General features: G+C 70.6%; 21 protein-coding genes. 15 read left to right on the top strand and 6 right to left on the bottom strand.

Going from position 1 to position 20,657, the window contains the following annotated elements; all coding sequences use genetic code 11:
• Window positions 1–104 precede the first annotated feature (104 nt).
• The 4 genes from ACLJQF_RS14090 to ACLJQF_RS14075 all read right to left on the bottom strand — a co-directional run bounded on the left by ACLJQF_RS14090 (window position 105) and on the right by ACLJQF_RS14075 (window position 3,585).
• Entirely contained in the window at window positions 105–860 is a 756-nt protein-coding gene (locus ACLJQF_RS14090) for a hypothetical protein (protein WP_410608874.1), read from the bottom strand.
• Window positions 857–1,771, bottom strand: coding sequence for an ATP-binding cassette domain-containing protein (locus ACLJQF_RS14085; RefSeq protein ID WP_410608872.1), 915 nt, complete (start codon window positions 1,769–1,771; stop codon window positions 857–859). Before ACLJQF_RS14085 ends, ACLJQF_RS14090 begins: the two co-directional genes overlap by 4 nt.
• 108 nt (window positions 1,772–1,879) lie before the next feature.
• Window positions 1,880–2,629, bottom strand: a complete 750-nt coding sequence (locus ACLJQF_RS14080) for an ABC transporter permease (protein ID WP_410608870.1) — start codon at window positions 2,627–2,629, stop codon at window positions 1,880–1,882.
• Window positions 2,630–2,646: 17 nt separating this feature from the next.
• The gene (locus ACLJQF_RS14075; protein WP_410608868.1) at window positions 2,647–3,585 is read right to left on the bottom strand and encodes an ABC transporter ATP-binding protein; all 939 of its coding nucleotides are present in this window, start codon (window positions 3,583–3,585) and stop codon (window positions 2,647–2,649) included.
• Window positions 3,586–3,782: 197 nt separating this feature from the next.
• Here ACLJQF_RS14075 and ACLJQF_RS14070 point away from each other — a divergent pair, with 197 nt between their 5' ends.
• The 3 genes from ACLJQF_RS14070 to ACLJQF_RS14060 all read left to right on the top strand — a co-directional run bounded on the left by ACLJQF_RS14070 (window position 3,783) and on the right by ACLJQF_RS14060 (window position 6,322).
• Window positions 3,783–4,370: a TetR/AcrR family transcriptional regulator gene (locus tag ACLJQF_RS14070; RefSeq protein WP_410608866.1), complete on the top strand. Its 588-nt coding sequence runs from the start codon at window positions 3,783–3,785 to the stop codon at window positions 4,368–4,370.
• Window positions 4,367–5,278: an SDR family NAD(P)-dependent oxidoreductase gene (locus tag ACLJQF_RS14065; protein ID WP_410608864.1), complete on the top strand. Its 912-nt coding sequence runs from the start codon at window positions 4,367–4,369 to the stop codon at window positions 5,276–5,278. The genes ACLJQF_RS14070 and ACLJQF_RS14065 overlap by 4 nt, the downstream gene beginning before the upstream one ends.
• Before the next feature lie 72 nt (window positions 5,279–5,350).
• Entirely contained in the window at window positions 5,351–6,322 is a 972-nt protein-coding gene (locus tag ACLJQF_RS14060) for an endonuclease domain-containing protein (RefSeq protein ID WP_410608862.1), read from the top strand.
• On the opposite strand, the gene ACLJQF_RS14055 is transcribed toward ACLJQF_RS14060, so the two are convergent.
• Window positions 6,286–6,942 carry a response regulator gene (locus tag ACLJQF_RS14055; protein WP_410608861.1) on the bottom strand — a complete coding sequence of 219 codons (657 nt, stop codon included), beginning with the start codon at window positions 6,940–6,942 and terminating at the stop codon, window positions 6,286–6,288. The genes ACLJQF_RS14060 and ACLJQF_RS14055 overlap by 37 nt on opposite strands.
• Window positions 6,939–8,096, bottom strand: a complete 1,158-nt coding sequence (locus ACLJQF_RS14050; protein WP_410609033.1) for a sensor histidine kinase — start codon at window positions 8,094–8,096, stop codon at window positions 6,939–6,941. Before ACLJQF_RS14050 ends, ACLJQF_RS14055 begins: the two co-directional genes overlap by 4 nt.
• Before the next feature lie 139 nt (window positions 8,097–8,235).
• Here ACLJQF_RS14050 and ACLJQF_RS14045 point away from each other — a divergent pair, with 139 nt between their 5' ends.
• The 12 genes from ACLJQF_RS14045 to ACLJQF_RS13990 all read left to right on the top strand — a co-directional run bounded on the left by ACLJQF_RS14045 (window position 8,236) and on the right by ACLJQF_RS13990 (window position 20,631).
• A complete protein-coding gene (locus ACLJQF_RS14045) occupies window positions 8,236–9,813 on the top strand; it encodes a dynamin family protein (protein ID WP_410608859.1) in 1,578 nt (525 codons plus the stop codon).
• Window positions 9,814–9,941: 128 nt separating this feature from the next.
• The gene (locus tag ACLJQF_RS14040; protein ID WP_410608857.1) at window positions 9,942–10,589 is read left to right on the top strand and encodes a hypothetical protein; all 648 of its coding nucleotides are present in this window, start codon (window positions 9,942–9,944) and stop codon (window positions 10,587–10,589) included.
• Window positions 10,590–10,634: 45 nt separating this feature from the next.
• On the top strand, window positions 10,635–11,114 hold the full coding sequence (locus ACLJQF_RS14035) for a hypothetical protein (RefSeq protein WP_410608855.1): 480 nt from the start codon (window positions 10,635–10,637) through the stop codon (window positions 11,112–11,114).
• The gene (locus ACLJQF_RS14030; RefSeq protein WP_410608853.1) at window positions 11,111–11,725 is read left to right on the top strand and encodes a TetR/AcrR family transcriptional regulator; all 615 of its coding nucleotides are present in this window, start codon (window positions 11,111–11,113) and stop codon (window positions 11,723–11,725) included. The genes ACLJQF_RS14035 and ACLJQF_RS14030 overlap by 4 nt, the downstream gene beginning before the upstream one ends.
• An 18-nt stretch (window positions 11,726–11,743) precedes the next feature.
• Window positions 11,744–12,130, top strand: a complete 387-nt coding sequence (locus ACLJQF_RS14025; RefSeq protein WP_410608851.1) for a nucleotide exchange factor GrpE — start codon at window positions 11,744–11,746, stop codon at window positions 12,128–12,130.
• On the top strand, window positions 12,127–13,965 hold the full coding sequence (locus ACLJQF_RS14020) for a dynamin family protein (protein ID WP_410608849.1): 1,839 nt from the start codon (window positions 12,127–12,129) through the stop codon (window positions 13,963–13,965). Before ACLJQF_RS14025 ends, ACLJQF_RS14020 begins: the two co-directional genes overlap by 4 nt.
• 101 nt (window positions 13,966–14,066) lie before the next feature.
• A complete protein-coding gene (locus ACLJQF_RS14015) occupies window positions 14,067–14,771 on the top strand; it encodes a hypothetical protein (protein WP_410608847.1) in 705 nt (234 codons plus the stop codon).
• Window positions 14,772–15,120: 349 nt separating this feature from the next.
• Window positions 15,121–16,941 carry a phosphoenolpyruvate carboxykinase (GTP) gene (locus tag ACLJQF_RS14010; protein WP_410608846.1) on the top strand — a complete coding sequence of 607 codons (1,821 nt, stop codon included), beginning with the start codon at window positions 15,121–15,123 and terminating at the stop codon, window positions 16,939–16,941.
• A gap of 81 nt (window positions 16,942–17,022) precedes the next feature.
• Window positions 17,023–17,865 (top strand): TIGR03621 family F420-dependent LLM class oxidoreductase, encoded by an 843-nt coding sequence (locus ACLJQF_RS14005; RefSeq protein ID WP_410608844.1) that lies wholly within the window; start codon window positions 17,023–17,025, stop codon window positions 17,863–17,865.
• Window positions 17,866–17,879: 14 nt separating this feature from the next.
• A complete protein-coding gene (locus tag ACLJQF_RS14000) occupies window positions 17,880–18,755 on the top strand; it encodes an LLM class F420-dependent oxidoreductase (RefSeq protein ID WP_410608843.1) in 876 nt (291 codons plus the stop codon).
• The gene (locus tag ACLJQF_RS13995; RefSeq protein WP_410608841.1) at window positions 18,752–19,357 is read left to right on the top strand and encodes an ATP-binding cassette domain-containing protein; all 606 of its coding nucleotides are present in this window, start codon (window positions 18,752–18,754) and stop codon (window positions 19,355–19,357) included. The genes ACLJQF_RS14000 and ACLJQF_RS13995 overlap by 4 nt, the downstream gene beginning before the upstream one ends.
• Window positions 19,351–20,631, top strand: a complete 1,281-nt coding sequence (locus tag ACLJQF_RS13990) for a hypothetical protein (protein WP_410608839.1) — start codon at window positions 19,351–19,353, stop codon at window positions 20,629–20,631. The genes ACLJQF_RS13995 and ACLJQF_RS13990 overlap by 7 nt, the downstream gene beginning before the upstream one ends.
• Window positions 20,632–20,657 lie beyond the last annotated feature (26 nt).

Raw genomic sequence — 20,657 nt, 5'->3', positions numbered from 1 at the left:
ATCTTGCCTGGTCGTAGCAGTATGTCCGGTGCCTGTGAGAGAAGCCACAGTTGTTTCATCTTTTGTTAACAAGGATTTGTACGGTATCGACACCGCGGTCACGCTCAGGCGTCGCGTCGTGCCGTGACGAGTACGCCGGCCACGAACAGGGCAACGGTGATCGCCGCGAAGTAACCGAGGTAGCCCCACGGGCCGAGCGGCGCGGACGGCAGCTGCAGCGGGCCGCTGGCGAAGCTCGCCGCCCCCACGAACTCGTCGGCGGCGTGGAACGGCATCCACTGGTAGACGTGCTTGCCGAAGCCCGGGATCACGGCCAGCACGCCTTCCAGCACCTGCGTCCACACGAGGACCACGGTCAGCCCGAAGGCGACGCTGCGCAGCAGCAGCGCGACGCCGACCCCGGCGACCGCGGTGAACAGGAAGACCAGGCTCTGGCCGAGCACCGAGCGCCAGGCTTCGGCCGAGTGCAGCGCGAGGTCGGCGTCCGGCTGCACCAAGGACGCCAGTGCCCAGGAACCGAAGCCGACGACCAGCCCCAGCACGGCGCCCAGCGCACCGACGACCCCGACCTTGGCCACCAGCGCGGGCACCCGGCTCGGCACCGCCTGGAACGTCAGCCGCATGGTGCCCCAGTTGAACTCCGACGCGGTCGCGAGCACCGCGAGGACGAGCAGCACGGTCCGGCCGTTGCCGCTCGCGAGCTGGGTGTTGCCGACGGTCGGCGGGATTTCGGTGCCGGCCAGCGCGAAGAACAGCGCGGTGAAGCCGAGCGGCGCGACGACCGCGATGGCCAGGCACCACCACGGCGCCCGGGTGCTGAAGAGCTTGATGCGCTCGGCGCGGAGGAGGTTGGTGATCATCGGGAGGCCTCCGGGGACGGCAGCGCGAACTCGACGGCGTCGCGGGTGAGGTCGAGATAGGCCTGCTCGAGCGAGCCGGTGGTCGGGCTCAGCTCGTGCAGCGTCGCGCCGGCGTCGAAGGCGAGCTGCCCGATCCGGTCACTGTCCAATCCGGACACGAAGAAGGCGTCGCCGGTTTCGGTGAACTCGGCCTGCCCGGTCAGTGCCGTGCGCAGCCGGTCCGCGTGCGGGGTGCGGACACGCACGCCGTGGTCACTCGTCTGAGCGATGAAGTCGTCCATGGTGCCCTGGTAGATCAGCCGGCCGCGGCCGATCACCACCAGGTCCTGCGCGGTCTGCGCCATCTCGGGCAGCAGGTGGCTGGAGACGAACACGGTCCGGCCCTCGCCGGCCAGCACGTGCAGCAGCTGCCGGATCCACGCCATGCCCTCGGGGTCGAGGCCGTTCACCGGCTCGTCGAACAGCAGCACCCGCGGGTCGCCGAGCAGGGCGGCGGCGATCCCGAGCCGCTGCTGCATGCCGAGCGAGTACTGCAGGACGCGGGTCTTGCCGACGCTGGTCAGCCCGACCAGGGCCAGCACCTCTTCGACGCGCTTGTCCGGGATGCCGTTGGTCGCGGCCAGCCAGCGCAGGTGGTCGCGCCCGCTGCGGCCGGGGTGGCGCCAGGTGGCGTCCAGCATCGCGCCGACCGTCCGCAAAGGATCTTTCAGCTCCCGGTACGGGACGCCGTCGACGAGTACCCGGCCCGCGTCCGGGCTGTCGAGGCCGAGGATCAGCCGCATCGTCGTGGACTTGCCGGCGCCGTTCGGGCCGAGGAAGCCGGTGACGCGCCCAGACCGCGCGGTGAACGTCAGTTCGTTGACCGCGGTGGTGGCGCCGTACCGCTTGGTCAGTGCCGTCGCTTCGATCATGGGCTCCCCCGTCCGTCGAGGTGAGCCTACTGCGAAACACCGAATCCGGGTCGCCCCCCGACAGCGCGACCCGGATTCGGTGTTTTCCCCTTTTTCCCCTGTTACCCCCTATGCGTCCCGCTTCTTCGCGACCCCGAGCGCGATGAGCAGGACCACGATGGCGATGCCGGCGAAGTACGCCAGCGCCCAGCCGGGGCTCAGCGGCGAGTCCGACGGTGCCGGGCCGTCGACCATCGCCGAGCCGCGCAGGAACTTGTTCGCTACGTTGAACGGCAGCCACTCGTGGATGGTGTGCCCGATCTTCGGGATCAGCTGCACCAGTTCCTCGACGGCCAAGTAGTAGATGAGCAGCAGGGCGATCGCCCCGGCGCTGTGCCGGATCAGGATGCCGAGCGCCACCGCGAGCACGGCGCTGATGGCGAACACCGGCCCGAGCCCGGCCACGTTCATCCAGTCCTGCGAAGTGTGCAGGCCGAGGCCGTCGTTCGGCCGCATCAGCATGCCGAGGCCGAGCGCGCCGAACGCGGCGAGCTCGCCGAGCACCAGCGCCACCGCGGCGAGGACGATCGCCTTGGCGATCAGCGCCGGCGAGCGGTGCGGCACGGCCTGGAAGGTCGTCCGGATGGTGTTGAAGCGGTATTCGGTGGTCACCGCGAGCGCGGCGAGCACCATGACGACGGCGATGCCGAACTGGGTGCCGCCGAACAGGGTGGCGGACATCGTGATCGGCGAGTCGGCATCACTGTTGCCGGCGAGGATGGCGGCGAAGCCGATGGCCAGGGTCAGGGTGATGAGCGCGCACCACCACGGCGAGCGGGTCGAGAACAGCTTGATGCGTTCTACGGCGAGCAGGTTCATGATCTTGGCTTCCCCGATTACTTGGCGGTCTCGAGCACGTGCTGCGCCTCGGCGTCGAGGCCGGTGTGGTACTCGACGGAGTCGCCGGTGATCTGCATGAAGGCCTGCTCGAGCGAGCCGGTCTGCGGGCTCAGCTCGTGCAGCACGATCCCGTTCGCGGCGGCGATCTCGCCGATCTTGTCGCTGTCCATCCCGGACACCACGAGCGCGTTCGCCTCCTCGGCGACCCCGGCGCTGGCGCGCTGCAGGGCGTCCCGGAGCTCGGCCAGCTGCGGCGAACGCACCTTGACCGTGTTCTCCGCCGCGCGGGCGACGAATTCTTCGGTGGACGACTGCGAAATCAGCTGCCCCCGGCCGATCACCACCAGGTTGCTCGCGGTCAGCGCCATCTCCGAAAGCAGGTGGCTGGAGACGAAAACGGTACGGCCTTCCTCGGCCAGCCGGTGCATGAACTTCCGGATCCAGAGGATGCCCTCCGGGTCGAGGCCGTTCACCGGCTCGTCGAACAGCAGCACCTCGGGGTCGCCGAGCAGGGCGGCCGCGATGCCGAGCCGCTGCGACATGCCGAGCGAGAACCCGCCGGCGCGCTTGTTCGCGACGCTGGTCAGGCCGACCGTCTCGAGCACCTCGTCGACGCGGGTGGCCGGAATGCGGTTGGACTTCGCCATCCACAGCAGGTGGGCGCGCGCCGAGCGGTTCGGGTGCACCCACTTCGCGTCGAGCAGCGCGCCGACGGTGCGCAGCGGCTCCTTGAGGTCGTGGTACTTCTTGCCCCCGATGGTGACCTGGCCGCCCGTCGGGTTGTCCAGGCCCAGGATCATCCGCATGGTGGTGGACTTGCCCGCCCCGTTCGGGCCGAGGAAGCCGGTGACCTGACCCGCGGCCACGGAGAACGACAGGTTGTTCACCGCCAGTGTCTTTCCGTACCGCTTGGTGAGGCCGGTTGCCTCGATCATGACTGCTCCTCTTCCGCCCCTCGCTTACGACGCGTTCATCGTCGCGGGTCGGAGCCGGTTCGCGCGTCACCCTGTGGACCGAACCGGGCCCCCTACCTGAGTAGTACCTTGCTGGCTCTTCGGCTGATGCGCGATCCGTGATGACCCTGAGTCGACCCTGATTCGACGTAATTAATGAACTGTGGTTCAATAATTACGTGGCCCGGCCGAGGAGCATCACCGACGAGCGGTTGCTGGCCGCGGCGGAGACCGTGATCGGCCGCTGCGGCCCGGGTTTCACGCTGGCGCAGGTGGCGGCGGAGGCCGGGGTTTCGGTCGGCACGGTCGCGCAGCGGTTCGGTTCGAAGGGCGGCCTGCTGCAGGCGATGAGCCGGCGGGCCACACAGCGGGCGGTCGAGCAGATGCGAGAGTGCGCCGAGCGGGCGGACGACCCGGTCGGCGGCCTGCGCGCCGCGGCGGTGTCGGTCTACTCGGCGCTCGGAGACGCCGAAGAGGCCGCGAACCACCTGGGCCAGCTCGGTGTGGACATCGGCGACCCGGTGCTGCGGTCGCTGCTGGGCGAGCACTTCACGGCGGTCGAGGAAGAACTGCGGCGGCTGGTGCGGGCGGCGGCGTCCGCGTTGCCGCACGCGCCGAGCGTGCCGCGGGCGGCCCGTGCGGTGCTCGGCGTGATCAACGGGGTGTCGATCGACTGGTCGATCCGGCCGCACGGGCGGCTGGCCGACCGGCTGGCGGAGGACGTCGACGCGGTGCTGGCCGCGTGGCGGGGACGGGAGGTCAGATGAGTTTGGCGGGCAAGGTCGCGGTGGTCACGGGGGCGACCCGGGGTTGCGGGCGGGCGATCGCGGTGGAGCTGGGCCGCGCGGGCGCGACGGTGTACGTCACCGGCCGCACGACGCGCGAAACGGTGTCGCCGATGAAGCGCCCGGAGACGATCGAAGAGACGGGCGAACTGGTGGAGGCGGCGGGCGGCAAGGCCGTCGTGGTCCGCTGCGACTTCACCTCGGTGTCCGATGTGGACGCCTTGAAAGCGCGCATCGAGTCCGAAGTGGACGGAATCGACATCCTGGTCGACGACGTCTGGGGCGGCGACGTGTACTTCCACTTCGACGCGCCCTTCTGGGAGACGCCGCTGGAAGACGCGCTGAAGCTGACGCACAACGCCCTCGACACGCACCTCATCGCGCTGCACAAGCTCCTGCCGCTGGTGGTCGCCCGCCGCGGCCTGGTCCTCGAGGTGACCGACGGCGACAACGACGACTACGTCGGCGCGGGCCTCCCCTACTACCTGGCCAAGTGCGGCATCCGCGCCCTCGGCCGGGCGCTCGGCGCGGAGTTGAAGAAGGACGACTGCGTAGGCCTCGCGGTGACGCCGGGATTCCTGCGCTCGGAGTCGATGCTCGACCACTTCGAGGTCACCGAGGACAACTGGCGCGACGCGATCGGCAAGCTGGCCCCGGTCGACTTCAAGATCTCCGAGACGCCGTACCTGCTGGCCCGCGGCGTCGCGGCCCTGGCGCAGGACGCCGACGTCGCCCGCTTCGCCGGCCAGACGCTGGCGTCCTGGACGCTGATGAAGGAGTACGGCTACACCGACGTCGACGGCGACCGCCCGGACTTCGGCCGCTGGCTCACCGAAGTCCGCAACGCGGGCAAGGACCCGGCAACCACCCCACCCGCCCCCTACCGCTGACCCCCCGAACCGCCGCTTTCACGTGAAAGCGGCGGTTGTCCACAACTTGGGGGCGGGTGTGGACAGGTGCGCTTGGACGGTCGGCCGCAGCCGGGCGTACGTCACGCTTGGCATGTGTCGTTTACTTCCGTGAACTTCGAGTTCGCCGAGCCGTTCCTGGGCAGCCACGCCATCGCCGAAGGCGCGGTGACCGAACGCGCCCTGCGCTCACCGCTCTTCACCAGGCTCTTGCGCAACGTCTACGTGGCCTCGACGGTTCCGGTCACGCACGTGCTCCGGTGCCGGGCCGCCGCGCTGCTCGCGCCACCGGGTGCCGTGCTCACCGGGTGCTCGGCCGCAGCCGTCCGTGGCGTGGAGTTGGCGGGTCCGCACGACCCGGTCGAGTTGATCTTGCCCGAAAGTGTGCTGTTCGCCCTGCGGGACGGTGTGCACATCCGCCGGACGAGCCGGGGATCGATCGACAGCGAGCCGTGGCGCGAGATCCGGCTGGCCTCTTCACCGCGTCTCGCCCTCGACATCCTGACCAACACCAAGCTGCATCGATCACTCGCGAGAGTCGTCGGATACCTCGACGTGTTGCTCAGGGCCGGGGTGGTGGACGTCCCGGTGCTGGCGGACTACCTCAAGGGCCGTCGCGACAACGGGATCGTCCGTGCGAAGAGAGCACTCCGGCTTGCCGATCCTCGCTCGGAGAGCATCCCCGAATCCGAGCTGCGGGTCTGGCTGTCGGTCGCCGGCCTCGTACCGGATCTCCAAGTTTCGGTCGTCGACGAGCAAGGTGCGTTCGTGGGGCGGCTGGACCTCGCGTTTCCCGAGCGGAAGGTCGCGGTGGAATACGACGGTGACTGGCATCGGGAGGGCGACCAACCGCAGCGTGACGAGGAACGTCGGAGCGCCATCCGCGCGTTGGGATGGCGCTTCGTGATCGTCACCAAGGCTGATCTGTACGGATCGCCGAAGGCCGTGGTCTCCACGATCCGAGCGGAGCTTTCGCGTGAAAGTGCCGTTCAGCCCAGACCAGGGCGCGCGAGACCGGTTTCGTAGGCCAGCACGACGGCCTGCACCCGGTCCCGCAGTTCCAGCTTCGCCAGGATCCGCCCGACGTGCGTCTTCACCGTCGCCTCGGACAGGAAGAGCGCTTCGGCGATCTCCAGGTTCGACATGCCCTTGGCGATCAGCACCAGCACCTCGCGCTCGCGGTCGGTGAGCACGTCCAGCTCGGCCGTGTCCCGCATCGGCGAGCCGCCGGTGCCGACGAAGCGGTCCAGGAGGCGGCGGGTAACCGACGGCGACACCACCGCGTCACCCGAAGCGACCGCGCGCAGCGCCGAGACCAGGTGGCTGGGCTGGGTGTCCTTGAGCAGGAACCCGCTCGCCCCGCCCTGGAGCGCCGCGTAGACGTATTCGTCGAGGTCGAACGTCGTCATCACCAGCACGCGCGCGGTGCCGGCGGCGACGATCCGCTTCGTCGCCTCGACGCCGTCGAGCACCGGCATCCGGACGTCCATCAGCACGACGTCGGGACGCAGCCGCTCGGCCAGCTCGATGGCCTGCGCACCGTCGCCCGCTTCGCCGACGACGTCGATGTCCTCCTGGGCGCCCAGCACCATCCGGAACCCGACGCGCATCAGTTCCTGGTCGTCGACGACCACCACCCGGATCACTTGTCCAACCTAACCGGCAGAGCCGCGCGGACCTGCCACCCTCCGCCCGGAGCCGGGCCCACGTCCAATGTTCCGCCGTACACGTGCGCGCGCTCGCGCATGCCGATCAAGCCGTTGCCGCCCGGCAGCCGGGAGTCGCGCCGCCCGGCGGGGACCAGCTGCGGGACGTGGCCGGCGCCGTCGTCGCTCACCAGCACCTCGACCAGGTCGCCGGCGCGGTGCACCCGCACCGACGCGGTCGCGCCGCGGCCGGCGTGCTTGAGCGTGTTGGTCAGCGACTCCTGCACGATCCGGTAGATGCCGAGCGAGACGCCGGCCGGCAGGTCGCCGAGTTCGCCGAGCTCCAGCTCCACCGGGACGCCGGCGGTGCGCATCCGGTCGGCCAGCTCGGCGAGGGCGTGCGCGTCCGGCTGCGGCACGCGCGGCTCGCCGTCCGCGTCGTCGCTGCGGAGCACGTCCAGCAGGCGCCGCAGCTCGCCGAGCGCGCCCCGGCCGGTCTCGGAAATCGTTTGCAGAGCCCGTTGCGCGAGCTCGGGATTGCTCGCCAGCGCGTACGAAGCGCCGTCGGCCTGCACGACCATGACGCTCACCGCGTGCGCGACGACGTCGTGCAGCTCGCGGGCGATCCGCCCGCGCTCCTCGGCCACCGCGATCCGGGTGGCCTGGTCCCGTTCGGTCTCGAGCAGGTGCAACCTGGCCTCCACTTCCACGTCGTAGGCGCGCCGGGCCCCGACGAACTCGCCGAGGGTCCAGCACAGGGCGATCCCGAACGCCAGGAACAGCGCCGAGATGACGAGCTCGTCCTGCGGACCCAGCATCAGCATCAGGGCCGAGCCGGCCACGACCGCGCCGACGTACACCAGACCCTGCCGCCGCCCGGCGTAGACGACGACCGAGTAGATGCTCATCGCGAGCCCGGCGATGCTGGCGATGCCCAGCTCCAGCGTCGCGTGCACGATGCTGAACACCAGCACGACGTAGGCCGACCACAGCGGCGACCGCCGCCGGAACGCCAGCGGCAGCACCATGGCGATGTCCAGCGGCACGGCGATGTACCAAGGCGGCAGCTCGGTGATTTCGGCCAGGCCGTCGGCGGCGAACAGCATCAGGTCGAACAGGCCGAGCAGGACGGCCAGCACCGAGTCGCCCGCCATGGGGTGGGCACGCATCCAGAGACTCAGCCGTCGCACCACACAACCCTAGGTCGCGCGCGAAGGCCGCGCGTCGGTCGTCGGTACCACCTTCGGTGCGACCTACGGATGACCTACATGGCACGATTCAGGGGTTGTCCGTATGACGGGGAGGGGGGCCGTGACGTCACCGGAGCAGGGCCGGCTCGCGGGTCCGTTGTCGATGTCGGTGGCCAACCTGTGCCACCGCCTGCAGCCGCAGGTCTCCGCGCGCACCGCCGCCGGGTTCGCCGAGGTGCTGCGCCGGCTCGGGGCGCCGTTGCAGGTGGCCGTTGCCGGCCGGATCAAGTCGGGCAAGTCGACGCTGGTCAACGCGCTGATCGGGCGCCGGGTCGCGCCGACCGACATCGGCGAGTGCACCCGGCTGGTGACCCGGTTCCAGTACGGCACGGTGGACCGCGTCGAAATCGTCTTCACCGACGGCCGCAAGCAGGTGCTCCCGTTCGCCGCCGACGGCATGATCCCCGCCGAGCTGGGTGTCGACATCGAGCGGGTGTCGCACATCGAGGCGTACCTGACCAACGCCGTCCTCCAGGGCATGACGGTGATCGACACCCCGGGCCTCGGCTCGCTCGACGCCGCTTCGGTGTCCCGCACCGAGCAGCTGCTGGGCGCGGCGAAACACCGCAAAGAAGAGGACGACGAAGAGGGCTCGGACGAGCTCGACGACACCTCGCGCAACGCCGTCGCCGGCGCGGAAGCCGTCCTCTACGTCGTCACCCAGGGCGTCCGCGCGGACGACCAGCAGGCCCTCGCCGCCTTCACCGCGGCCACCGCGAGCCGCGAGGCGGGCCCGGTCAACGCGATCGCCGTCCTCAACAAGGCCGACACCATCGCGCCCGAGTCGGTCGACGGCTCCGGCGGCGACGTCTGGAAGGCCGCGACGCTCCTCGCCGAGAAGCAGGCGTCGACGTTGAAGCCGCGCGTCGCCGACGTGCTGCCGGTGATCGGGCTGATCGCCGAGTCCGCCGAGTCCGGTGGGTTCACCTCCGCCGACGCCGAGGGCCTCCGCCGGCTCGCCGAGCTCGACGACGACGTCCTGCAGACCATGCTCATCTCGGCCGACATCTTCACGAGCTGGGAGTGCGACGTCCCGGCGGGCACCCGGCTGCGGCTGCTGGAGAAGCTCGACCTGTTCGGCATCTCGCACGCCGTCGAGGCCATCCGCAAGGAACCGGAGATCACGGCGGGTGCGCTGCGGCGGGCGCTGCTCGACGCGTCCGGCCTCGAAGCGGTGCGGCAGCGGCTGGCGGTGGTGTTCGCGGCCCGCGCGGACGGCATCAAGGCGGCCGCGGCCCTGGCCTCGGTGACCGCGCTCGCGCACGCGTCGGCCGATCCGGCGGAACGCCAGCGCGTCCACGACGCCATCGAGGTGCTGCTCGCCAAGCCCGAGGCCCACCAGCTGCGGCTGCTCGAAGCGCTGACGCTGGTCGCCTCCGGCGCGGTCGACATGCCGGAGGACCTGTCCGAAGAGGTGCTGCGGGTCGGCAGCAACGCCGACATCGGCGCCCAGCTCGGCAAGCCCGGTGCCCCGCGGCCGGAGCTGGCCGCGCACGCGCTCGAACGGGCGGGCTGGTGGCGGTCGTTCGCGTCCTTCGGGGCGACGCCGGCGCAGAGCCGCGTCGCGCACGTCGTCCACCGCGCGTACTTCTTGATCTGGCAGCAGGTCCGCGAAGCGTGAGCCTTGTGGGGGTGCAACCCCCACACCCCGCCCCGGGGGGCTCCGCCCCCACGGACCCCCAAAGCGCCGTGTTGTTTCTGCTTGCCGACTTCCGCTGGTAGAGCCGTTCTTCCGCGTACTGTTGAGTCGTGCGCCTAGAAAACACGACATCCTGGCGAGCCGGCTGGAGCAGCGAGACCGAGGTCGACGTCGCGCTGTACATCCGTGACGCCCTGGCACTGTCCGTTTCCGAAGGACAGGTGCTGCCGCCGGTGGAGCCGCGGGTCCCGGTGCACGTTCCGGCCGGACTCGACCGGGCGGCCGTCCAGGCGCAGTGGGCCGACTGGTGGGTCGACCTGCTGGCCTTCCTGCGCAACCGCGAGGACCCGGACCCGCGCAGCCCGCGCTCTCGTTATGGCAGGCCCGCGCTCGCCCAGGGGTCGGCGATGCGGCATGCGCTCGAGTTCTTCGCCCCGGCCGCGGCCCGCCACTTCGCCAACGCCCGCGGCCCGGCCCTGCGCGGGACCAACGAGCCGTCGGGCGGCACGCCGTGGGCGCCCGGTTTCTACCGCCGCCAGATCGTGGCCGGTGAGCGGCTCGGTCAGCTGGTGCGCGAGGCCGAGGTGAAGCAGGGCCGCCGTGCCTACCCCTTCCGGCTGAACGTCATCGAGATCTCGGTCGCCGGGTCGATCTGGCTGCGCACGGCCGAGGACCAGCTGCTCGTCTCGTCCCGGCTCGCCGAGGACGGGCCCGGTCTCGAAGCCGTGCTCCGCAACGTGATCGACCAGCTCGTCTGAGTCCCGGGTTTCATAAACCGAGCACGCGGTCTAATAATGGGCGGTATGGAGACGACCGTCGACGAGCCGTCGTGGCTGCGCACCGGGTCCTGGGTCGGCTGCCCGCTGGTCGGGGGTGCCCTCGGCGTGGGCGTCTGGGCCATCGCCGCGTGGGTCACCGACCTGCCCGCCTTCCCGTTCCAGGGCGTGTTCAAAGTGCTCACGAAGCTCCCGCAGCCGTGGGCGACGCTGGCCGCGGTCGCCGGCGGGCTCGTGCTCGGCCTGCTGTTCGCCGCGATCTGGGCCCGCGATCGGCTGGTCGTCACGGTGTCGCCGACCCGCGTCACCCTGGTCCGCGGCGACAAGACCCGCCGCATCGAGGCCGAACTCGAAGCCGTCTACCTCGACGGCAAGGAGCTCGTCCTGCGCACGGCCGACGGCCGGGAGATCGTCCGCGAGAAGACCGACCTGCCGGGCCGCGAGCTGGCGCCGGCCTTCGCCGAGCACGGCTACCCCTGGCGGGACGAGCCGCCGGTCGAGCGATGAGGACCGTCGACCCCGCCAAGCACGCGGCCAAGCGCCGCGCGATCGTCGACGCCGCGGCCGGCTGCTTCGCCGAAAAAGGCTTCGAGCGGACGACGACGGCGGACATCTGCCGGGCCGCGGGCATCAGCTCCGGCAGCCTCTTCCACTACTTCCCCAGCAAGCGCGCGGTGTTCACGGCGATCTTCACCGACGACGCCGCCGAGACGGCCGAACGCCTGGAGACGGCGGCGAAGGCCGAGGATCCGCTGGCCGAGCTGCTCGACATCGTCGTCGAGCAGGCGGGGCAGGTCGCGCAGCCGGGGGTCGCCCGGATCGTGCTGGAAGCCGCCGCGCAGGCCGCCCGCGACGACGAGTTCGCCCAGCTGATCCACCGCAACGACAGTGCCCTGCGCGACGGCTTGGCGGTCCTGGTCGGGCGGGCCGAGGATGCCGGGCTGATCGACCCCGGCGTCCCCGCGCACGCGGCCGCCGGGTGGGTCGCGGGGCTGATCGACGCGATGATTTCGCGGGCCGGCCTGGACCCCGGCCTCGATCTGGCGGCCGAACAGGCGATCCTCCGGACGATCCTGATCCGGTTCCTTCGCCCGGTTTCGCGCCCGGACGGCGGCTGAGTCCGCCAGAATGTCGGCATGGCGTGGTTTCGCAAGGAGGGAACCGGCAGCGGCTCCGTCGCGTCGGACACCGATGTGCACCCCTTGCAGCAGGTCACGGACCTTGAGCGTGCTCTCGCGGACCGCCAGGCGCTGATCCAGATGTGCCTGTACGCCTTGGACCGTGCCCGCAGCGGCGGCGTCGTCGAACGCCTGGAAGAGGGGCTCGCCGCGATCGGCGTCCAGGCCCTGCGGCCCGACGGCGAGCGGTTCGACCCGGCCCGGCACGAAGCGGGCGGGGCGGTCCCGACCGAAGACCCGGCCCTCGACGGCGTCGTCGCGGAAACCGAGGTCACCGGGTTCGCCGACCACGACCGCCTGCTGCGCGCCCCGATCGTCACCGTCTACGCGAAGAAGAACCCGTGAGCGCACCGACCGCGCCCAGCCTGCCCACGCAGGTCGCCGCGACCCGAGACCAGCTGCTGACCGTCGTCCGCGACGCCGATCCGGACGCCGCCAAGTGGGTCGAGGAGATCCGGAAGGCCCGGCCGAAGAAGCCGGCCGTCGTGGTCGTCGGCGAGACCAACCGCGGGAAGAGCTCGCTGGTCAACGCGCTGCTCGCGCGGCCGGGACTGTCCCCTGTGGACGCCGACGTGGCCACCGCGACCTACCTGGTGTTCGACCACGCGGAGCACTGGGGCGCCCAGGCCTGCTACCCCGGCCAGCTCGCTCCGGTGCCGATCGACCTCGGCCAGCTGATCAACTGGGTCTCCGCCGCGCACGAGCTGCCGCCCGGCCAGATCCCGCCGCGGTACGTCGAGGTCACCGGGCCGGTGCCGCTGCTGGACCGGCTTTCGCTGGTCGACACCCCGGGCGTCGGCGGGCTCGACTCGATGCACGGCGAGCTGGCCAAGGAAGCCGCCGCGGGTGCCACCGCGCTGCTGTTCGTCGTCGACGCGTCGGCGCCGTTCACCACCACCGAGCTGCAGTTCCTGCGCGACGTCGGCGAGCGCGTCGAAACCGTGGTGTTCGCGCTGACGAAGGTGGACATGTTCCGCGGTTGGCGCGAGATCATGGAAGCCGACAAGCAGTTGCTGCGCGAGTACGCGCCGCGCTTCGCCGACGCGGTGTTCCACCCGGTGTCGGCGCGGATGTTCGAGACCGCCGCGAAGGCACCCAACGAGCAGATGGCCGCGATGCTGCGGGAGAAGTCCGGGGTCGCGGCGATCCAGACGGCGTTGCAGGAGCTGCTCGTCGGCCGTTCGGCGATGCTCGGCGAGGCGAACACGCTGCGCGCGCTGTCCAGTGCGCTGGGCGAGCTCAAGGCCAAGCTGCAGGCCGAGAGCCGGGCGCTGTCGGCCGGTGAGGCCGAGGCCGAGCAGCTGCGCGAACGCCGTGACCAGCTGCAGGCCGAACGCCGGAGCTCGACCCGCGGCTGGCAGCTGAAGCTGCGCGGCGAGGTGCAGCGCACTCGCGTCGAGGTCAGCCACGAGAGCAGTCGGCAGATGCGGGACGCGCAGACCCACTTCCGCCAGCTGATCGACGCGGCCAAGCGCGACGAGCTGGCCGCGCTGCCCCAGCAGGTCGACATCGCGCTGCAGACGACGTCGCAGCGGATCTCGATGCTGCTCTCGCAGCGCCTGAATCAGGTCACCAACGTCTCGCTGTCGGAGCTGTTCTCGCCCGAAGAGCTCGACGTCATCCGTGCGCAGTTCGCCCGGGCCGGCGGCCCGCCGGTGGTGCTGCGCCCGCCGGACAAGAAGCCGCCGACGGCCGAGGACAAGCTGCTCGTCTTCATGGGCATCTCCGGCGGCGTCGGAGCGGGCAAGGTCGCGGCGCTGCCGCTGGCCGGCGTCGCGATCCTCAACCCGGTGGTGCTGCCCGCGACGATCATCATCGGCCTGGGTGCCGGCTGGTGGATGGCCCGCACGCGCAAGCACGCGGCCGACAAGCAGCACATGAAGCAATGGCTGGTCGAGGCCATCGCGGACGCCCGTTCGACGCTCGACCAGCTCGTCGCCGAGCAGCTCATCGAGGCCGAGCAGCAGCTGTCGATGGCGCTGGACGAGGCACTGGGCCGGCGCATCGACGCGATCGAGGCCGAGTTGAAGGAAGTCGACAAGACGATCAAGATGGGCGCGCAGGAGCGGGCCAAGAAGATCGCCGTCGTGTCGAAGCGGCTCAAGGAGGTCAGCGACGGCCGCGAGCGTGCCGAAGCCTTCCTGACGCGGATCCGGGCGCTCCGGGACAAAACCGCCTGAGCACCGGTCCGGTTGTGGAGCGGAACCGAACGGGCCTACGGTGAGTCATACCCTCAGACAGCAGGTCGGAGCGTGTTACCCGGTTCGAAGGGGGAAGTCCCATGTGGGTCGACGAGAGCGGCGGCAGCGACACCGACGCGAGCAGCGCGGACGCGATGACCGTCCACGTCGACGGCCAGGAGTACCAGGCCGAGGTCAACTACGACGTGAACGAAGACGGGGTGAACGACACCGCGATCATCGAGCACGACGACGGCTCGGCCCAGGCCTTCATCGACACGAACCACGACGGCGAGGCCGACCACTACGCCGTGCTGGACGAGAACGGGAAGGTCGTCGAGCAGGCGGTCTACGACGACGCCAGCGGCCAGTGGGTCCAGGACGGCTCGGGCGGCGGCCACGACGGCTCCGACACCGGCGGCCGGGACGACAGCTCGGGCGGGCACATCCACGCCGACCTGCCGGACGGCGAGGTGGACGCGGGGGTCGCGACCATCGACACCGACCACGACGGGCACAACGACACCGCCATCGTCGAGACGAAGAGCGGCGGCACCATCGCCTTCACCGACAAGGACGGCGACGGCGAAGCGGACATCGCGGTGCAGACCGAGTCCGACGGCACGACCACGACGTTCGAGCACTCCGGCCCCGGCCAGTGGACCGAAGTTTCCAGTGGACTGATGAACGCCGGCACCGACGGCGACCCGGCCGCCGACGCGGCGTGGGGCGAGGCCGGCACGCAGACCCTGGAAGGCGTTGCCCGCATCGACTCCGGCACGGGGCAGTGGATTTCGCCGAACTGAAAGTGACCCAGGTCATAGTTTGAAGGCCCGAGGCTTCGGCCTCGGGCTTTTTTCATGTCTTCAATGAAAACGAGCAGGTCACGGCTGTGTCCCAGCGCACCGGAAGATTTTCAGCGAATACACCGATCAAGTGACATCTGAATCGATTCCCTTATCGTTCTTGTGAGAGAACCTACACGTCAGCTCTCGGTTACTTGCCGGTCATGCAGCTACGCTCAGGGAATCCCCAATCGCAGACACCGGTTCGCCAGCCGGTGTGCGAAGCCATTCGGTCGCCGGCAATGACGCCCGCACCGGGACAACGTCGTTCCGGTGCGGGCGCATTTGTCGTCGGAAGTCAGGAGTAGAGATGACCGCAGTCGCCATCCCCGGACTGGACACCGCGCCGACGACGCACACTGGCGTGCTGTCCTTCGTCCGGGAGGTCGCCGAGCTGACCAACCCGGACCGCGTGGTGTGGGTCGACGGGTCTGACGAAGAAGCCGCCCGGATCAACCAGGAGCTGGTCGAAGCGGGCACGTTCGTGCAGCTCAAGTCGAAGCCGAACTCCTTCTGGGCCACTTCCGACCCGAACGACGTCGCCCGCGTCGAAGATCGGACCTTCATCTGTTCGGAGCGTCCCGAGGACGCCGGGCCGACCAACAACTGGATGGACCCGGCCGAGATGAAGGCCACCATGACCGAGCTCTTCCGGGGCTCGATGCGTGGCCGCACGATGTACGTCATCCCGTTCTGCATGGGCCCGCTCGGCGACGACAATCCCAAGCTGGGTATCGAAATCACGGATTTCGCCTACGTTGTCGCTTCGATGCGCGTGATGACGCGCGCCGGCAAGGCGGCGCTCGCGAAGTTCGTCGCGCCGGACGGATCCGAGCGCGAATTCGTGCCCGCGCTGCACTCGGTCGGCAAGCCGCTCGAACCGGGCGAGAAGGACGTTTCCTGGCCCTGCAACGAAACGAAGTTCATTTCGCACTTCCCCGAGGAGCGGGCGATCTGGAGCTACGGCTCGGGCTACGGCGGCAACTCCCTGCTGGGCAAGAAGTGCTACTCGCTGCGCATCGCGTCGGTGATGGCCCGTGACGAGGGCTGGCTCGCCGAGCACATGCTGATCCTCAAGCTGATCTCGCCCGAGGACAAGGTCCACTACGTCGCGGCCGCGTTCCCGAGCGCCTGCGGCAAGACCAACCTCGCCATGCTGCAGCCGACCATCCCGGGCTGGCGCGCCGAGACCCTGGGTGACGACATCGCCTGGATGCGCTTCGGCGAGGACGGCCGCCTGTACGCGGTCAACCCCGAGTTCGGCTTCTTCGGCGTCGCGCCGGGCACCGACTGGCACACCAACCCGAACGCCATGCGGACGATCGAGAAGGGCAACACGGTCTTCACGAACGTCGCCCTGACCGACGACGGCGACATCTGGTGGGAGGGCATGGAGAACAAGCCCGCCCACGCCACGTCGTGGAAGGGCCAGGACTGGACGCCCGACTCGGACGAGAAGGCCGCCCACCCGAACTCGCGCTACTGCACGCCGATGTCGCAGTGCCCGATCCTCGCCCCGGAGTGGGACGACCCGAAGGGCGTGCCGATCTCGGCGATCCTGTTCGGTGGCCGCCGCAAGACCACGGTGCCGCTGGTGAACGAGGCCCGCGACTGGCAGCACGGCGTGTTCATGGGCGCCACCATGTCGTCGGAAACGACCGCCGCGGCGGCCGGCGCGGTCGGCAACGTCCGCCGCGACCCGATGGCGATGCTGCCGTTCCTCGGCTACCACGCCGGTGACTACTTCAAGCACTGGCTGAACCTCGGCAAGAACGCCGACGCGAACAAGCTGCCGAAGATCTTCTACGTCAACTGGTTCCGCCGCGGCGACGACGGCCGGTTCCTGTGGCCGGGCTTCGGCGAGAACTCGCGGATCCTGAAGTGGGTCGTCGAGCGCGTCGAGGGCAAGGGCAACGCCGTCGAGACGCCGGTCGGCTTCGTGCCGCGGGCCGAGGACCTCGACACCGAGGGCCTCACCGAGCCGATCGAGGACATCCAGGCCGCCCTCGACGTCAAGCCCGAGGAGTGGCGCGAAGAGCTGCCGCTGATCGAGGAGTGGTTCGAGAAGATCGGCGAGGTCCCGACCTCGCTGCGCGACGAGCTCGACGCGCTGGCCCAGCGCCTGAGCTGAGCAGTCTGCCGCGGCTCTCGTGAGTGGTAATTAGGGTTCTAACCCTAATTACCACTCACGAGCCCGGGTACGTTCGCGGCCATGAGATCGTTCCGCTTCGGGGTGGCGTTGTACGTGCCCGGCTCACGGGCCGAGTGGGTGGCGAAATGCCGCCAGGCCGAGGATCTCGGTTACGACGTCGTCGGCGTGGTCGATCACCTCGGCCGGGTCGCGCCGGTTCCCGCCCTGCTCCTCGCCGCCGAGGCCACCGAGCGGATCCGGCTGACCACCTACGTCCTCAACGCGAGCTTCCACCACCCGGCGGTCCTGACCCGCGACCTCGTCGCGCTCGACGAGTTCACCGGCGGCCGGGTGGAATTCGGAATCGGCGCCGGGTACGTCCGCGCGGAGTTCGAAGCCGCCGGGATCGACTGGGGCACGCCCGGCCGCCGGTTCGGCCGGCTCGTCGACGTGGTCACCGAGATCGAGCGCGCGTTCACCGGCCGCCCGCGGCCGCCGCTGCTGCTCGGCGGCCGCGGCGACCGGATGCTGACCTTCGCCGCCGCGCACGCCGACACCATCGCCCTCACCGGTACGGCGCCCGGCGCGGCCGAGGGGCGGCTGGCCCTGGCCGATTCCGCCGCGCTGGCCGAGCGCACCGACTTCGTGAAGCGGGTGCTCGACGGCCGGGACGCCGAGCTGAACCTGATGGTCCACTTCGTCCGGATCACCGATGACCGGCGGGCGGCCCTGGAGGAGGCTCACCAGCTCGTACCGCACCTCGACGTCGAAGAGCTCGGCGCGCTGGCCACGGTCCTCGCCGGCTCGGCGGAAGCGGTGGCCGAGCAACTGCTGCGCACCCGCGAGACCCTCGGCGCCAGCTACTTCACCGTGCTCGAAGACGACCTGACCACCCTCGCCCCGGTGATCGAAAAGCTCCGCTGAGTACCTTGGTCGACATGACTGGGGATTTGCGCTTCGGGGTCAACATGATCGTGCCGGACAGCCGTGCCGCCTGGGTCGAGAAGTGCCGCAAGGCCGAGGACCTGGGGTTCGACGTCCTGTGCGCGGCCGACCACCTGGGCATGGCGCCGCCGTTCCCGGCGCTTGTGCTGGCCGGCGAGGTCACCTCGCGCGTCAAGCTGACCACCTTCGTGCTCAACACGCCCTTCTACAACCCGGTGCTGCTCGCCCGGGACGTCACGGGCACCGACCAGTTCACCGACGGCCGGCTGGAGCTCGGCCTCGGCGCCGGGTACGTCAAGGAGGAGTTCGAGGCCGCCGGGATGCCGTTCCCGTCCGCGCGCGAGCGCGTCGACCACCTCGAGCGGACGATCACCGAGCTCAAGCGGCTGTACGCCGACCCGGAGCACAAGCCCGCGCCCGTGCGTCCCGAAGGACCGCCGCTGCTGCTTGCCGGCCGCGGCGACCGGAGCCTGACGCTGGCCGCCGAGCACGCCGACATCATCGGCTTCACCGGGACGACGAAGACGCCGGACGGCGCCGCGCCGGTCCCGGCGAGCGCCGAAGAGATCGACGAGCGCGTCAAGTTCGTCCGGGCGAAGCTCGGTGACCGCGAGGCCGAGTTCAACCTGCTCTGCCACTTCGTGCGCATCACCGACGACCGCGCGGGAGCGCTCGAGGAGCTGGCCAAGCGCACTCAGGGCGTGCTGAGCGTCGACCAGCTCGCCGACGTCCCGACCGCGCTGGTCGGCTCGCCCGCCGCCGTCGCCGAGCAGCTCCACGCACACCGCGAGCGGTTCGGCCTGACCTACTACACCGTCCTGGAGCACAACATGGACCAGCTCGCCCCGGTGCTCGAAGCCCTCCGATGATCGACGCGAAGGGGCTCGGCGTCCGGGCCGGCGAGCTGTGGCTGTTCGACGACCTCGACTTCAGCGTCGATCCCGGCGAGTGCGCCGCCATCGTCGGGCCCAACGGTGTCGGCAAGTCGACCCTGATGCGCTGCTTCTACGGCATGCAGCAGCCGCAGCGGGGTCGTGTGCTGGTCGACGGCAAGCTGCCGGACGAGCGGGACGTCGAGTTCCGGCGCAAGGTGTCGGTGCTCTTCGACGACTCCGACTTCTTCGCCGAGCTGACCCCGCTGCAGCACCTCGAGCTGCTGGCCGGCTCCTTCGGCGTCGACCTCGGCGACCACGAAGAGCTGTTGCGCGACGCGGGCCTCGGCGAACGCATGCGCGTGACGTCCGGGCACTTCTCCGCGGGCCAGCGCCGTCGCCTGCTGCTGCTCGGCGTCACCGTCCGGCCGCACCGGGTGCTCCTGCTGGACGAGCCGGAACGCGCGCTGGACACCGCGGGCAAGGACTGGCTGGTCGAGGTGATCGCCCGGTCGACGGCGGCCGGCGCGGCGGTCGTGGTGGCCACCCACCACCCGCCGCTGCTCGAAGCCGCGGACAGCGTGCTCGAACTGTGGTGACGAAGACGCCGAGGCGGATGCGGATCCCGGGCCGCAAGCGGTTCGGCGGGATCTTCAGCGGCGACACCGCGAGCTTCGTCTTCCTGTTCGGCTTCGGGTTCCTGTTCACCGCGTTCTTCCACGTCGACGGCTGGCGCCCCGCGCTCTACGGTTCGTCCACTGTGGATTTCTCCGCCGTGCTCGGGCTGCTGACGCTCTGCTGCGCGGTCGGCTGGCGCGGCCTGCTGCGCCGCGGCTTCGCGTGGGTCGAACCGGCGGAGCTGACCTGGCTCGACTTCGCCCCGGTCGACCGCGGCCGCGTCGTCACGCTGCGCCTGCTCGGCGCGTGGACCGGCGTGGTCGCGGTGACCGGCTACCTGGCCGCGCTGCTGCTCGCCGTCGGCGGCGCCGGGCTGGAGCAGTGGCGGGCGGCGGCCGCGATCGTCGCCGCGACCGGGGTGGCGGCCTTCGCTTCGGCTCGGCGGACGTCGCTGCGCCGCGACGCGCTCGGTCCGCTGGTGCTCGCGGTTCTCGGCCTGGGGATCGCCGCGCTCCGCCTCGGCCCGGCGACCGTTCAGATCGTTGCAGCTGGAGTGCTGGTCGCGGCGCTGCCGCTGGCCTTCGGCGGCGAACCGGTGTCACGCGCGGGCCGGGCGGCGCTGCTCGCCGGGTGGGACGGCCGGGTGCTGCGCTCGGTCGCCGTCACCTTCCTCGACCCGATGATGCTGCTCCCGCCGTCCGCGCCGATGGGTGGGCTTTCGCTGCGCCGCCCGACACCGCTGCGGCTCGCCTGGGCGGGCACGCTCGGCCGGGCGCGGTACGCGGGTGCGGCGCTGCTGGTCGGCCTCGCGGTGGTCGTCGCGCACATCGCGGTGCCGACGGTGCCGGGGGCGGTCCTGATCGGCATCGGCGCGTACGTCGCGCTGACGCCGTTCGGCGGCGGGCTCGGCGAGCTCTGGCGCAACCCGGGACGGCGGCGGTGGCTGGGCTCGGCGGACCGCGACCTCGTGCTCGCCCACGGCCTGGTGCTCGCCGCGGTGGGTCTCGTGTGGTTGACAGTGCTCCTCGCGGTCACCCTCGCGGGTGGGACGTCGTTCGCCGCGTCGGCGTGGCTCGCCGTGCCGCTGTCGGTGCTCTCGATCCTGCGCACGGTCACCCGCACCGCCGTTGACTACGCGAATCCCGGGTTCGTCGACACCCCGGTCGGCCCGATGCCCGCCAACCTCACCCGGCAGCTCTTCCGCGGTCTCGATCTGCAGCTGGTCGGCATCGTGCTGCTCGCCGCCGCCGTTTGACCTACGCTCGTTGCGACGAAGGGAGC

Source organism: Amycolatopsis sp. lyj-109 (genome assembly GCF_046548995.1).
Classification (GTDB): Bacteria; Actinomycetota; Actinomycetes; order Mycobacteriales; family Pseudonocardiaceae; genus Amycolatopsis.
The sequence above is the reverse complement of the archived record's forward strand: the minus strand, read 5'-3'. Positions and strand labels throughout refer to the sequence as shown.